This is a genomic window from Legionella sp. PC997 (genome assembly GCF_014109825.1).
Lineage (GTDB): Bacteria > Pseudomonadota > Gammaproteobacteria > Legionellales > Legionellaceae > Legionella.
On the sequence record NZ_CP059576.1, the window covers coordinates 3,327,899 to 3,342,457 of the forward strand.

The following is a 14,559-nucleotide window of genomic DNA, read 5'->3' on the forward strand; positions in this document are numbered from 1 at the left end:
ACGAATTTCTTTTTGATTTATTCTTATTTGTAATACGAGATCGAGTCTAAAGCTGATCTGGACTCAACAACGAATGCCTATTATAACAACAAATAGATAAAAAATCAATCACCTGTTGCGTAAGCAAATACCCCAACCGGTGTTAGACCTCAAATAGTTCGCCGGATTTATGGATGATATTTTCTTGTTGGCCTATTTTTGAATAAACAAAAACGATTTGTTTAAACCTACTCGTACATTTCAAAAAGTTCGAGCATACTCTATATTAAGTGCTGTATTTATTACTCAAGTGCGTTATCGCAAAAGAGAGAAAATGGACAATCGGAAATTTAATTTAATCTTTGATTTTGATGGAACATTAGCGGATAGTTTTCCCGTTGCTATTGAAAAATTAACGCTCTTGGCTGATGAGCTTAATCTACGCAAAATCGATCCCTCAGAATTTGAAACATTAAGGAATCTGACCTCCAAAGAACTCATCCATTATCTAAAAATTCCATTTTATAAACTACCTCATATAATGCATCGAGCTAGAGAGCATATGAAAAAGGAAATTCCTATCTTGTCTACGTTTATCGATCTGCCTGAAGTACTTACTGAATTAAAAAATTTAGATTGTATCTTAGGGATTGTAACCTCAAATTCATTAGCAAATGTCTCAACCTGGCTTGAACAACATCAAATGCAGAATATATTTAATTTTATTCACGCAGAATCAAGTTATTTTGGTAAACGATATTTATTAAAAAAAGCAATTAAATCGTACACCATGAACTTACAGCATACTTTTTATATAGGAGATGAAACACGAGACATTGAAGCGGCTAAAAAATGTAATATTCTATCTATAGCGGTCACCTGGGGATTTAATTCAGAATCATTGCTAACCCGTTATAATCCAACCCATATTGCAAGAAGCCCCCAAAGCATACTAACTATAGTGAAGGATCTACTTTAATTTTATGGCAACCCAAAGGCACACCCATACTCATGAATTCCTAATTACAGCGGAAAGTAACGGTACTTTAAAATCATTTTGCAAGTTATTTATCTCTAAAAAAGCATCAGAGAATTGATGAGCAATCACATGATTAGGACACAGGTTCACACAAAACTGGACTTTTTTAAACCAGGATGATTGGATAAATTTTTGGATTTCCCTGCGAGTTGCTTCAAGAATTTGATGCAATTGGCTGTTTTGTGGACCCGAAAAAAAAGAAACCATCGTACTGGTTCCATACTCACGCGCTATAGCTCTTTGAACTTCTTCCAACCTTTTTTGGCATCGAAATAATTTTGCAAGCGGCAATTTCAAGGACCTAACTTCTTTCTTTAAATTCTTGATCTCCTCCACCTGATCTAGGCGCCTTCGAGTTTTTTGGGAGTAACTCTCAACGTTTTTTATCAAGCTGTTCGATATTGCCTCAAATTTATCAATTGAAATTATCGTGGGTTTGTCACGCGCAACATCATTAAGAAAGAGTTCTGCCGCAGATTCTCCTAATTTCTGCCACTCTTTGCTTACCTTAAACAATGAAATCCAATCCCGAATAGGGAGAAAAGTAAGAAGCTCGCATTTTACTTCTGCGGGTAGGAGACCGATAAAAGGAGTAATGTCTTTCAGCACTTCAGAGATATGAGTATCCGCATAACTTTTATTTCGAATCAACTCAATACTTAAGAACGGATCTTGAGCCACTTGAGCAAGTATCATATCTTGCAAGCTGTTTGGAGAGTTTGTTATTCCGTCTTCGGATGGCTCTGCTGAGGCATCCATCGCTTCGGACAACTTCTTTTCTTCATAGTTCTTATCGTAATTTGTTGAATCCCGAGAATTATCAGGCATTTTATTTAACCACTCCCTCAATAAGAAACACAGTGTACAACATTTTATAAAAACACAAAACTTGGTTGTTTGGGGTGAATTGCTCCTCCCCCTAGCAACCACCAAGTTAGACCTGCTTACAATACTCGCGTGGATAATTACATATATGACCCTGCCTCAAAATGTATTATATTTAAGCCAACAATTAATTTATTAAGTATTTAGAAAAAAATATGAACTCACGCATATCCTACTTTCAAGAACAAATTAATCTTATTCAAGCTGTTTATGTGCGATTAGCACAATCGTATGACTATTTAAAACGATTTGACCTACAAGGCATTAATCAGTTTCATGGGGTGAGTCAATTATTCAAAATTAAACTGGCTCTGGAGCACTATACAGAACGTGTGAGCAAGGTACAGGAGATGCTCCATGAGCTAAAACAAAAAAAAGACGACAAATCAGCATTTAATTCTCTGGGCGCTGAGCTAGGGATGCGAGTAGAGCAACTACTCACTGAACTCATTGATCTGAGCAGCCCTTCTTCATCCCAAACAGCTCTCAAAAAACAATATAGTATGCTTCTTGCTAAAACCTTTAGCGCACTTCAGTCTCAAGAAAAATCTTTATTAGCTCAATTTACCTCAACTTTTACAGGTTTCCCTGCTATCAAACAATTTAAAGATGGATTAAAAAAATATAATGCTGAATTAGCTGTAGCAATGCAACAGCAACAAAAATCCATGGAACGTGAATTACCTCAAGAAATGCAAAACGAAATAATTACTATAAGAGCGGGCAGTTTTGCTACATTACCTCGGGAAATATCAGCCTATATGACTTCATTTCTCAACCCACAAGATGTATGCAGACTTTCAGAAACGGGACAGTTTTTTAGAAAAATGACCGAGATTACCCGAGCAAATTATAAAACCCTTTTTGAAAAAAACGCCCCCAGAATTCTGATTAATTTGATTGGCGATACAAGAATTGGTATTAGAAGCCTGATCTGTCAGCTCACCGAAAACGAATTCATTGATTCGAATATTACACAGATTGAGAAAAGTCAAATTCAGCATCATAAGAAATATGGAACATTGTTGTTGTGTTATGAAAGCCCTTTGGTTCAAGGACGCGATTATCCAATGACACATAATGCAACTGCTTATTATAGAAGGCAATATTTGGGGGATAAAATTCATCTTCTTTGCTTTGATATAAGTTCTCGCGAGAGTTTTAATAATTTGAAATTCTGGTCTCAGGATGTTTTTCACTACAATGAACATAATCCGCATTTCAGATTTTTATTCGTAGGATTAAAAAGCGATACGGCGGAACGTCTGGTAAGTAAACATGAAGCCACCGAATTTGCGAAAACGTTTCCTACAGTTTATATCGAAACATCTGCGAAAAAAGCGATTGGGCTTGATCAATTAAAATCTCATATTATCGAAACGTACGTGGCAGACCATAAAGCACTGTTTGGAAAATTAAATGAAGAATCTCATTCTTTTGCAAAGCCTTAAGTAATGATGGGCTCCCTGTGACAGCAAAATGGAGTTGGAATCTTCACACGGCAATCTCCTCATCTGGAAGCGGTTATGTTTCACTTTGTACAATTTTGAGCAAATAGTATATATATTATATAGTGTTCTAATTAATGATATGGCTATTCCTATGAAAACCTCGGAACTACTGGAAATAGCGAAAGAAGCCTGCGCTTATGCTAGGGAACATATAAAACAAGGAGAGACCACGCCGCGGATTAAGTTTTATAAGAAGAGTGCTGCATTATTGGATAACGATTTAACCTCCGTAAGAAAAGAAGAATTAAAAAATAAATATGCAGAGCGTTATAACCAACGTAAAAGCGCCGGATATTATGAAAGCTCTATTTTCCATAACTTACAGTATTTGGATAGAGTAGCTCTTGCAAATGAAGTAGCTGATATACGGAAACAAGCGGATGAGTTATGGATGGCTTTTTGCGCCTTAAAAGGTGTGGAGGAAGACTCTACACGCGGTCAATCAATTAGAAGGCATTGTTTAGAACTTTGTGTTTTAGAGAAAAAAATAGGCAATTGCGGGGAGTTTGCCACGTTGGCCTTTCACTATATCCAAAAAATGTACCCTGAACAACTTGAGGAAATGAATCTCACTGTCCTTGGTGTTAACATCAATAGACATGTGGTGGTCAGTCTGGGGAAAGATGAAGATCGAGTGATATGTGATCCTACGTTGAATCTTGTTTTTGAATTAAATAAAGAGCCTGAAAAGTTACATAGCTTTAGTCAATCTCGCGGCAAAAACACTTATTATCCGTACAATCCCGAGTTTGATACGCTTAATCCTTTAGTCAATTATTCCCCAGAAGGAATGCTTTCTCGGGAAGAGATAGAAGAATTAAACCAATTCAAAATAGAACAAAGTCAAGCTGTAAGTCCATCATCTACTCTAGGAAAAAATTGAATTTGCAGCTTAGCAATGTCGCCTGGTTGTCTCCAACCAGGGCAATTTATCTATCATTAAAAATGAGTAATTTGTGACTTTAAATACCACATAGAGTGTTGCTGGGTACGTCCTTTTCAAGCATCAGCTCCACATTAGGATAGCTAGTTAGGAAATTTATACCTGCATCAATCTCACTCAGTTGTTTATCCCCTATAAATCGTGCATCTACATAAACACTATAGGTAGCAATGGATAAAACGAGTGCCGACAAGAGGGTCATTCCTATTCCTAAAAGAGCAATACCTAAGGGGCCAGTTACTGCAGCAGCCCCAAATAAAACAACACCCAGAGCAGCTGCCGAAGTCACAATTGAATTCGCGAACACGTTGCATCCAGAAAAACACTTTTCTAGATTCTTATGTTCTTCAACCTCATCTTTTAATAATGAAAATTTATTGTTCAATACATTAAAATGCTGACTTCCATCGAAGGAAGGATTGGATATTGCTTCTTTAATCACCTCCTGAATGAGTTTATCCATCGAGTCAATTTGTTGAGCCTCGGTAACTTTTTTTAACTCCTCAAGACTTGATATCATGCGAGAAGCTTGCTTCTTTAAGTTCAATAAAGCTTTGTATCGAGTTAGTTCCCAATTCAAAGTATCGGTGTCATCAAGCTTGTCTTGAATTGCTTTTTCAAGGGTTGTCGGAAAAAAACGCGGAAAATATATTTTGGAATAAAAAATCATAATTTAATTAGATGATTAACATTTTGGCATTATAAAAACTTAATGTGAGTTTTCAAGTATAATTAACTTAACCTCTCCGGAAACTCCGGTTTTCATTTTCCAGATGATTTGCAAAATACTCTGTTGGCCTTTAGCACGGAAAATGCACCCTGTAACCCAGGAATTTGCGTGAAAGCCCAGGTTACGTCCAATCAAGGTAAGGCAAAATGCCAATTCATGGCTTTAGACAAGCCTTCAAGCATGATTTCGCCACGAATACTGTTGCCCTTAGCATTTACTCGCGGACTTAATACTACAATCCCAGCTTTCCCAGGAACAACCGCAATGGTATAGCCCGATACCCCGCTTTTAGCCGGCATTCCAGTTTTAACCATATGGGTTCCTGTCTCATCATAGAGTCCACACGTTGCCATAATTGCCAAAGTAATTTTAGCGGTTTCGGTGGAAATGATTTGCTCCCCGTTGTCAGGATTTCGTCCTGCATTGGCTAATAGAGTAGGTAGAAAAAGCATCTGCTCTAACTTAGCTTCATAGGAACATAGGGCAAAATATAAATCCAAAGTTTCATGAACATCTGCTCTAAGGTTATTCCTACTCTTTAATAAATAAGCGAGTGCACGATTGCGATTACCAGTACGTTTTTCAGAAGCAAAAACTAAAGGATTAATACTCAGGCGTTGATTAAATAATTTTTGCGTCCAATGTTCTAACCATCCAAATTGTTGCTCGCCCTTGCCTGGAATTTGTGAACATAAAGTAATTGCCCCTGCATTCAGCATTGGATTTGAGGGTTTAGGTCCAAATTGTTCTAAGCGGGTAATCGAAGCAAAATCATCCCCAGAGGGCTCAACTTTAACCCATTCGAACACCTGTTCATCGCCAAACTCTTCAAGTAACCCAATCAAAGGGATCATCTTAGAGGTACTTTGCAATGTCACCGGATTTAAAAGGTTATTGCTGTATGAAAGAGGATCCCCTCCCAAAGGTTGGACAGCAATTGCGGTTAAATCTGCATCCACATTAGCAAGTTCAGGAATATAATCTGCTGTCTTACCTTCTTGATTCAACTCAGCGGCACGAACTAAATCCTCTAGCAAATTGATAGTAAGCAATGATGACATAAGATCCTTAGACTCAAAAAGCAGCATTATGATAAATTTAGCACATTAAAACAAATAAATTTGCAATACGAATTAATTTGGAGAAGCCCATAATGATCTGTTTATGCTAAAATCAAAATTTATATTAAACCTCTTTTGTAAAGATTAAAGATCATGAACATCGATAAAATCACTTGTCCTATTTGTGGGAAACAAAATACCTGGCGTCCGGATAACCAGTTCAAACCTTTTTGCTCACATCGATGTAAGCTTATTGACTTGGGTGAATGGGCTAGTGAAACAAGAAAAATTTCTGGCCCCCCAATTGATCCAGACCTCATTGTGGATGTTCATAATGGTGAAGACTAATAGTTTTTCTTAATTCAATAGAACCCAAAGATCATTATTTAATTGATTTTTGTTTTAGTTGTTCTTCGGTAGGCAACTTGATTTCTTGAACTAGACCAATACATGAGAGTAAATATATTAATATATAAGATAGATCTATCTGCCATTTTTTTAGCCCATGTCTGGCGGAGCTTGGAAAAGCATGATGTCCATTATGCCAACCCTCGCCATAAGCAAGAATTGCCAAAAGCCAATTATTTTTACTGTTGTCCTGCGTTTTAAAATCTTTTCTTCCCCAAATGTGACAAACTGAATTAATGGACCAGGTAACATGTTGTTGGAAACAGATTCTGACAAATCCACAAACAATAACCCCTTCCCAGAACGAATACCAATTCATGTACAACAATCCATTGATAATTCCGGGAACAATTATCCCACTCAGGGCAATAAGGCTATAGTGTTTGTTTATAAACAATAAATCGCGATCGCGAAGCAAATCGCCTAAATAATATCGCCAGTTCTCTAGGGTGTGGTCGACCATCCATCCCATATGGGCGTGATAAAAACCATATAGCCACCCTTTCTTTGTCGAAAGAGGTGAATGCGGATCAAACTGGGTTTCTGTATATTTATGATGTCTTCGGTGAGCGGCTATCCAAAAGAATGGAGGACCTTCATAAGCCATACAACCAAAACAAGCAAACACAATCTTCACCCATCGCTTTGTTTTGAATGAATGATGCGTTAACAAACGGTGAAAACCGATCGTAATTCCTAAAACAGTACAACTGTAACAAATCAAAAATAATACTAATGTACCCATACTGATATTAAATAACATCCCTGAAATAATACTATAGAGGGTCACTATTAAAGGGATCCCAATGATGGCTCTACTGTATCGCTTTTCCGAACTGGTTAAACCACGATACAAATGCAATTCGGTCTGATTCATAACTAGTTTTTATAGAAGACTTGTTAAGTCACTCCAGAGTGGTTTTTTTTAAATATAGGTAATGAATTTCCACAATTCAACCAAATAGAGCAATATTTATACACAAATTTCCGATCATACGAGGTACTCCAATTCCTGGACTCAATAGTTTGGAGCCCTCCTTCTGTCAAAAATATCATCAAAATCTGACTATTTTTTGAACATTTCCAAAAAACGACTACACTCATAAAATATGAGAAAACAATGATAGAGATGAATTGTATTTTGTATTTGTAACTATTTGGTTGTGAAATGAACGCAAGGAAAAAAATTGAAAATATAGTTGAGCTGTTCAAAGAACGGGCTTTCGCAAACCCATCAGCTCCCTTATATTACTTTTCAACAACGGGGCTGTTTGAAAACAGTGAACAATATACTTACGGGGAACTTCAACAAAAAATTTATTCTATAGCGGCATTGATTCAACAATATGCTAAACCTGGAGACCGTGTGTTGTTGATTTTTACGCCCGGCATTGATTATATAGTCACTTTTTGGGCTTGCTTATTTTCTGGTGTACTTGCAGTACCCGCATACCCTCCATTTGATAAAAGTACTGTTGAAAAATTACAAGCAATTATTAACAACTCGAAACCATCTATTATCCTATCCAACACAGAAATAACCCAAAAAATTAAAAAATTGGGATTTATAAAAAATCTTGCCTCTATTCCTTTAATTCAAAAATTTGTGAGTAAATTTTCTACAAAAATAGACCATCTAATGGAATGGGATTTTCAAAATTTCCGCTGGGTTGACATCAATAAGGCTACCATTGCAATGGCTGATTTATATAAACCTTTATCATTTAAAGGTTCCGATATGTGTTATTTACAGTATACCTCGGGCTCAACCGCTTTGCCTAAAGGTGTCATCGTACGACATGGAAACCTATTAGATAATTTGAGCTTAGTTTATGAAACTATAGGAAAAACAAGCAAAGAACGGATGGTTTCCTGGTTACCCCCATATCATGATATGGGATTAATCGGCAATTTATTGTTCCCTGTATATACAGACTTTAGTATTTTTATGATGTCCCCTATTTCATTTCTTAAGCATCCTTACCTATGGTTAAAAGCCATTTCTGATTTTAAGGCCAATATCAGTGGGGGACCCAATTTTGCGTATGAAATCTGCGAAAAAAGGATCAATGAACAATTTATTGAACCTAATTTTCAATTAGATTCATGGAGAGTGGCATACAACGGAGCAGAATATATTAATCATAAAACTTTAAATAATTTTTATAACAAATTTAGTCAATATGGATTTCAAAAAAAATCTTTTTATCCAATTTATGGGTTGGCTGAGTCAACCGTATTTGTTAGTGGCCACAAAAATGGGCATGAGCATCCGCAATTTTTGAATATAGAAATGGATTCCTTACATCAAAATAAGGTGGTGCTTGCTGATGAAGCGAATAATAATACACAAAGCGTTCTTGTGGGATGTGGTAAACCCATGGTCCCTGTAGTGATCGTATCTAAACCTCCTTTTAGAAGATGTGCCGAAGGTGATATTGGAGAAATTTGGTTGTGTGGCCCAAGTGTTACCTCAGGCTATTGGGAAAATGAGCAGGCAACCCAGGAATCATTTCATGCAGATATCGATTCAGAGACTACCAAATATCTTAGAACGGGTGACTTAGGATTTTTATATAAAGATAATTTATTTATTACCGGAAGAATAAAAGAACTTATTATAATCAATGGTAAGAATCACTATCCCTATGACATTGAAATACACCTTGGATCTTCAGATTCACGTTTGAAAACGGGTTGTATCGCTGCATTTTCTGTTAACATGGACAATTCGGAGCAATTGGCTATTGTCGCCGAAGTCAGACAACTGTTCCCTAATAATGAACTTGAAGACATTGTTAACACAATAAAATCAAATATTAGTTCAAGCTTTGGCTTAAGCCCTCAGTTCATTGCCTTATTACCTCCTAAAAAAATTCCTAAAACTACTAGTGGTAAATTGAGAAGAAACATCATTAAAAAATTAGTGACTGATAATGAGTTACCCCCCCTTTTTGTATGGCAATCTGGAAGTAAAGACTATGATAAGTAAAGAACACCTTACCGTTTGCAAAATCGAAGATTATTTACAAAGTAGTATTGCAAACATTTTAAATCAGCCTAAAGAAAATATTGATACAACATCCGCTTTAATCAATTTTGGGTTTGATTCTTTGCACGTCCAACAATTCATTGCCAATATTGAAGATGGCTTACAAATTACAGTCGACAATGATTTAATCATTAATTTCGAAAATATTAGAGGGCTTGCTGGCTATTTGCTAGAGTGCATTAATGAACAACAAGCAAAACCCGATTTGAGCAGTTTTTTTGATACCAAACTCAAGAGCATAGAAACAATTAATGGGAATTATACCGAGTTTAAAGCATACCCCCCTTATCTGCAGCTGAAGAAGTTACAAGCAAACCTCGGTAATACTATTTTTTTTGATGCCCAACAAGGAGCTTCCAATAGTACATGCATTATTAATGGAAAAGAATACATTAATTTTACCTCTTATAACTATTTGGGTCTGGCCTCTCATCCAGAGGTTATTGCAGCAAGCTGTGAAGCAATTAAAACCTATGGTACCTCTGTTTCTGCAAGCCGGCTTGTCTCTGGACAAAAAGTAATTCATCAAGAATTGGAGGCTGAATTAGCGAAGCTGTTGGGAGTTGAAGATGCAATCGTATTTACGAGTGGCCATGCTACCAATGTTATGACCATTGCTCATCTCTATGGACCGGATGATTTAATATTGCATGATGAACTGGCCCATAACAGCCTGGTCTTAGGTGCAGTTTATTCTCGAGCCACACGCATTGCTTTTCCGCACAACGATTGGCAGGCTATTGATACTATTTTAACTAAAGATCGGGATTTTTATAAAAGAGTTTTAATTGTTGTCGAAGGTGTTTATAGCATGGATGGTGATATCGCGAAACTCCACGAACTCATTAGCATAAAAAACCGTCATGGTGCCTGGCTCATGGTAGACGAAGCGCATTCCATGGGCGTTCTTGGAAAAACCGGCAAGGGTATTAGTGAGCACTATGGCATTAATTCCACGGATGTAGAAATATGGATGGGAACTTTAAGTAAATCTTTTGCAAGTTGTGGGGGCTATATTGCAGGTAAAAAAGAGTTAATTGAATACTTAAAATATACCTGTCCTGGGTTTGTATTTACCGTAGGATTACCTCCAGCCAATACCGCTGCCTCTTTAGCCTCAATAAAAATCATGGAAAGAGAACCCGAGCGAATAAAGCGATTAAATGAGTTGAGTCAGTTGGCAAGAGAGACCGCAATTCAATATGGTTTCGATATAGGATTAAATGAGAGTACACCTATTTTACCCATTATTTTGGGAGACTCGAAAAAATGCATCACTACCTCAAAACAATGTTTTCAACAAGGATTGAATGTTAAACCCATTATATATCCTGCAGTTCCTGAAAATTCAGCTCGATTACGATTTTTTATTACCGCTATTCATACACCCGAACAAATTCTAAAATCGTTAGAAATTTTATCCCAATCAATTTGACGAGCAATAAATATTTATCGCATTTAGGTCATTATTTTAAATTCCCTTCCGGATGAACAACACCTTTGGGGTAAATGCGTACTTTAATAATTTTTGAAGGCGTTGCTTTTTCAATTTTGGCATTAAATTCTGGGAATTCAATGCTTTCCCCTTCTTTAGGTAAGTACCCTAGTCGATGAAGGAATAATCCATTTAAAATATCAATTTCATCTTCTACATCAATCTCTTGATTAATTGCTTGTTCTAAAAAATAAATCGAGCAATTCCCCGAGGCAGAGATGCTTCCATCCTCATTTAAGACCCAATCCACTTTAGTACGATGAAATTCATCTTTAATACGGCCCAGCATTACTTGAAGCAAATTATCAAGAGTGACAAAGCCCAGAATGCTTCCTTTGCCACTGTACACCACAGCAAAATGAGACATTCCTTCACGAAATTTGTTTAATAAATCTAAAGCAGGTACACGACGGGATATTTTAAGAACGGGTCTAAGTAGTGAGTGCAGTTCTTTGATTTCGCCCTGCTGATAGAAAATGGGCAGTAAATCTTTTACATGAATAATACCGATCACCTCTTTTTTATCTGGATCATAAACCGGATATCGACTGTAACGATGCTGCATGATCACATCGATAATGTGTTGTATGGGCTTATTTAGGTTAATCATAATCATTTCTTCACTAGATCGCATAACTTCAGTGACCTTAAGGTCGGCTAAATCAAGAGTATGTTCAATAATTTCGACTTCTTCTTCAGTAAGCTCACCATGTAAATGACTGGCGCCCAAGAGCAATTTGATTTCCTCGGTGGAGTGAAAATATTCTGTATGATGAACTTCATCTAATTTAAAAACTTTTAAAAGAAAATTAGAGCAGTTATTAAGTATCCATATAGCCGGATACATTATCCAATAAAAGCCATATAAAGGAAGGGCCGTCCATACCGATACTCGTTCTGATTGACGAACTGCAAGGGATTTAGGCATTAACTCTCCCACCACTATATGAAGAAAGGAAATAAATGAAAATGCCACAAAAAAAGCAATTACTGTAATTAATCGTGGGGAGTCTATACCAATAAAAAGTAGAACAGGCTTTAGTAATTCGGCAAAAGCAGGTTCACCTACCCATCCCAATCCAAGAGATGCGATAGTGATTCCGAGCTGGCATGCAGATAAATAAGCATCAAGATGTTTATGAATATGAACTAAAATAGTTCCTCGCAAACCATAATTATCCTTGATTGCCTCGACGCGAGTAGCACGAAGTTTTACCATGCCGAATTCAGCAGCAACAAAAAATGCATTGAGTAAAACCAACAGGAATGCCAACAAAACCTGTACTAAGTGAATCACTTATAGTTCCTTACCGAAAAGCGCTAGGGGGTTTTATCCTTTTTAAGGGACTCTTTCCATGCTTGCTCTTCAGACTCGGTTGAAAAAATTTCTGTGTCTGATTTTTTCGACAAATCTTCCGCTACTTTTTTATGTTTAGGAACAGGCATGCCACGCGGTTCATTTCGAACTTTATTGACTCGTTCCACTGCATGTGGCTGGGGATTCAAATAGTTTTTCATATAAGTCCTTTCTAAAGTTTCACTATAAATATAAGTATAGACCTCTCCACTAAAGTAAGCATATGAGTTGAAAAGGTCAGAATTTGCATGAATTTACCAAATGGAGCAAATCTTAGCCTTGGCCTGCACCGTGGAACCGAGAGAAATGGGTGCTAAACCAGGTTTACTGCTCTTCCCAGCACAGATTATTAATGGGTTCTTGGTGCTCGGCTATTGTAAGTTGCCACCCGGGCTCCCCACTCCAACAAATTTTTATTGCAATCATCTTTGTCTAAAATGACCTCAATAAAGCATAAAGCGTCAGTTTTTTTTGTTTCTTCAATTGCATCAAGAAGCGTTTGATGGGTAGGGGCCCTAAACGCACGAGCGTTTACTTGCTCGCCATTAAATACCTCTACTAAATCTGCGTAACGCCAATTATTAATCACATTATAGGGACCATCATGAATTTGAACTTCAATCGTATACGAAGCATTATTCATTAGAAAAATTATCGGTTTATATCCATAACGAATGATTGTTGAGAGCTCTTGGGCACTCATTTGAAAAGAACCATCGCCAATCAAAGCAATGACGCGCTTTTTATTATGAAGTGCTGCTTGCATGCCCAGAAGCGCACCAACAGACCACCCAATAGATCCGTATTGCATTTGGATTTCGAATGGGCAGCCTTCGGGTAGATTCAGCCGCATGCCATTAAACCATGAGTCGCCAGTCTCTGCTAACACCCCATAATCGCTATTTAATAGCTTTTGAATTTGCCCAAATAGAAATCGAGTGGTTAATGGTGAATTCAAATCATCAGGTTCATTGTATAAAGGGGGAGAACCGGCGATTCGTTTATATGCTTTAAGAGAGGCGTCATTGAATTTTAATTGATCCTTTAAACCGGATAAAAATTCATTCATATACACATCGGTATAGACCTTTCCTGCGATTGAAACACTGCCATCTGCAATAACAATAATCTTTTTTGGCTGGATATTACATACATGGCCTACCGTTGTATAATCATTAAAATTAGGTCCTATAAAGAAATACAGGTCACTTGATTCTACAATTTCTCCACATCCCGGTGAGCTCACTGGCCCCCAATAAATACCAATGTAATTGGGATGCTGTTCTGAAACAAAACCTTTAGCATCCGGCATTGCCGCTAAGGCATAACCACAGGATTGACTTAAAGTTTCGATCATCGCTGTTGCTTCACAAGGACGAGATTTACTGCCGGCGATTAGTACAGGTTTCACCGCGGCGTTGAGTTTAGCAGCCGCATCTTCAATTGCAGCAGCAAGGGATGAAGTATCGCTAAATCGTTTTACATTTAGGGCCCGTTGCGTGGGTGGCGAAACACTAAGTCCTGCAATATTACAAGCGATTTCAATATATACGGGTTTTTTCTTTGCAAGTGCAATCGCCAGCGCGGTATCAATTTGCATGGGCGCATCACTGGGTCTGTGGATAAACACACTATGCGCGGTAATTTTCGCAAAGATTTCGCGAACATAGCTGTAATTTTCGGTGGCCAGAGTATGATGTAAAATTTCCGCATCTTGCACGGAGTTTGTATTCGGCCCCCCTGAAATAACGATAATGGGCAGATTCTCAGCATAAGCACCAGCAACAGCATTGACCGCACTTAAGCCCCCTACACTAAAGGTAACCAGCAGAGCTGAAACACCTTTTATACGTGCATACCCATCCGCTGCATAACCTGCATTCAACTCATTACAACAGTTGATCATTTTTAGTGATTCGTTTTTTAATAGCTCATCCAATAAGCCCAAATTATAGTCACCAGGAATAGCGAAATAATCAGTCATACCTAATTCATGGAGGCGTTGTGCGAGATAAGTACCTACAGTAGCCATAAAGAATCCTTTTCTTAAAATACTGCTAGTTAATTTATTATGGCAGCGGACTACTCTTTCTTCAAGA

13 protein-coding genes are annotated in these 14,559 nt (G+C 37.3%); 6 read left to right on the forward strand and 7 right to left on the reverse strand.

Annotated elements, in window-relative coordinates; genetic code table 11:
* The first annotated feature begins 313 nt into the window (after window positions 1-313).
* Window positions 314-958, forward strand: coding sequence for an HAD hydrolase-like protein (locus tag HBNCFIEN_RS14585; RefSeq protein WP_182391786.1), 645 nt, complete (start codon window positions 314-316; stop codon window positions 956-958).
* A gap of 30 nt (window positions 959-988) precedes the next feature.
* On the opposite strand, the gene HBNCFIEN_RS14590 is transcribed toward HBNCFIEN_RS14585, so the two are convergent.
* Window positions 989-1,846 (reverse strand): F-box protein, encoded by an 858-nt coding sequence (locus tag HBNCFIEN_RS14590; protein ID WP_182391787.1) that lies wholly within the window; start codon window positions 1,844-1,846, stop codon window positions 989-991.
* Window positions 1,847-2,058: 212 nt separating this feature from the next.
* Here HBNCFIEN_RS14590 and HBNCFIEN_RS14595 point away from each other — a divergent pair, with 212 nt between their 5' ends.
* Window positions 2,059-3,354, forward strand: coding sequence for a hypothetical protein (locus HBNCFIEN_RS14595; RefSeq protein WP_182391788.1), 1,296 nt, complete (start codon window positions 2,059-2,061; stop codon window positions 3,352-3,354).
* A 151-nt stretch (window positions 3,355-3,505) separates the two neighbouring features.
* Window positions 3,506-4,297, forward strand: a complete 792-nt coding sequence (locus HBNCFIEN_RS14600; protein WP_182391789.1) for a hypothetical protein — start codon at window positions 3,506-3,508, stop codon at window positions 4,295-4,297.
* 79 nt (window positions 4,298-4,376) lie between these two features.
* Here HBNCFIEN_RS14600 and HBNCFIEN_RS14605 read toward each other — a convergent pair whose 3' ends face one another.
* Both HBNCFIEN_RS14605 and glsA read right to left on the reverse strand, forming a co-directional pair.
* Window positions 4,377-5,027 carry a hypothetical protein gene (locus HBNCFIEN_RS14605; RefSeq protein WP_182391790.1) on the reverse strand — a complete coding sequence of 217 codons (651 nt, stop codon included), beginning with the start codon at window positions 5,025-5,027 and terminating at the stop codon, window positions 4,377-4,379.
* Window positions 5,028-5,218: 191 nt separating this feature from the next.
* Window positions 5,219-6,148: a glutaminase A gene (glsA, locus tag HBNCFIEN_RS14610; protein WP_182391791.1), complete on the reverse strand. Its 930-nt coding sequence runs from the start codon at window positions 6,146-6,148 to the stop codon at window positions 5,219-5,221.
* A gap of 150 nt (window positions 6,149-6,298) precedes the next feature.
* Between glsA and HBNCFIEN_RS14615 the strand changes: the two genes are divergently transcribed.
* A complete protein-coding gene (locus HBNCFIEN_RS14615) occupies window positions 6,299-6,496 on the forward strand; it encodes a DNA gyrase inhibitor YacG (RefSeq protein WP_182393713.1) in 198 nt (65 codons plus the stop codon).
* A 34-nt stretch (window positions 6,497-6,530) separates the two neighbouring features.
* Here HBNCFIEN_RS14615 and HBNCFIEN_RS14620 read toward each other — a convergent pair whose 3' ends face one another.
* On the reverse strand, window positions 6,531-7,433 hold the full coding sequence (locus tag HBNCFIEN_RS14620) for a fatty acid desaturase (RefSeq protein ID WP_182391792.1): 903 nt from the start codon (window positions 7,431-7,433) through the stop codon (window positions 6,531-6,533).
* 291 nt (window positions 7,434-7,724) lie between these two features.
* On the opposite strand from HBNCFIEN_RS14620, the gene HBNCFIEN_RS14625 reads away from it, so the two are divergent.
* Together HBNCFIEN_RS14625 and HBNCFIEN_RS14630 are read left to right on the forward strand one after the other, a co-directional pair.
* Entirely contained in the window at window positions 7,725-9,548 is a 1,824-nt protein-coding gene (locus HBNCFIEN_RS14625; RefSeq protein ID WP_182391793.1) for a fatty acyl-AMP ligase, read from the forward strand.
* The gene (locus tag HBNCFIEN_RS14630; RefSeq protein WP_182391794.1) at window positions 9,538-11,043 is read left to right on the forward strand and encodes an aminotransferase class I/II-fold pyridoxal phosphate-dependent enzyme; all 1,506 of its coding nucleotides are present in this window, start codon (window positions 9,538-9,540) and stop codon (window positions 11,041-11,043) included. The genes HBNCFIEN_RS14625 and HBNCFIEN_RS14630 overlap by 11 nt, the downstream gene beginning before the upstream one ends.
* A 31-nt stretch (window positions 11,044-11,074) precedes the next feature.
* Here HBNCFIEN_RS14630 and HBNCFIEN_RS14635 read toward each other — a convergent pair whose 3' ends face one another.
* The 3 genes from HBNCFIEN_RS14635 to HBNCFIEN_RS14645 form a co-directional block, all read right to left on the reverse strand.
* Window positions 11,075-12,400 (reverse strand): hemolysin family protein, encoded by a 1,326-nt coding sequence (locus tag HBNCFIEN_RS14635; protein WP_182391795.1) that lies wholly within the window; start codon window positions 12,398-12,400, stop codon window positions 11,075-11,077.
* 23 nt (window positions 12,401-12,423) lie between these two features.
* Complete coding sequence (locus HBNCFIEN_RS14640; protein ID WP_182391796.1) at window positions 12,424-12,621, reverse strand: hypothetical protein; 198 nt, start codon at window positions 12,619-12,621, stop codon at window positions 12,424-12,426.
* Between the two features lie 188 nt (window positions 12,622-12,809).
* Entirely contained in the window at window positions 12,810-14,492 is a 1,683-nt protein-coding gene (locus tag HBNCFIEN_RS14645) for a thiamine pyrophosphate-binding protein (RefSeq protein ID WP_182391797.1), read from the reverse strand.
* Between the last annotated feature and the right edge of the window lie 67 nt (window positions 14,493-14,559).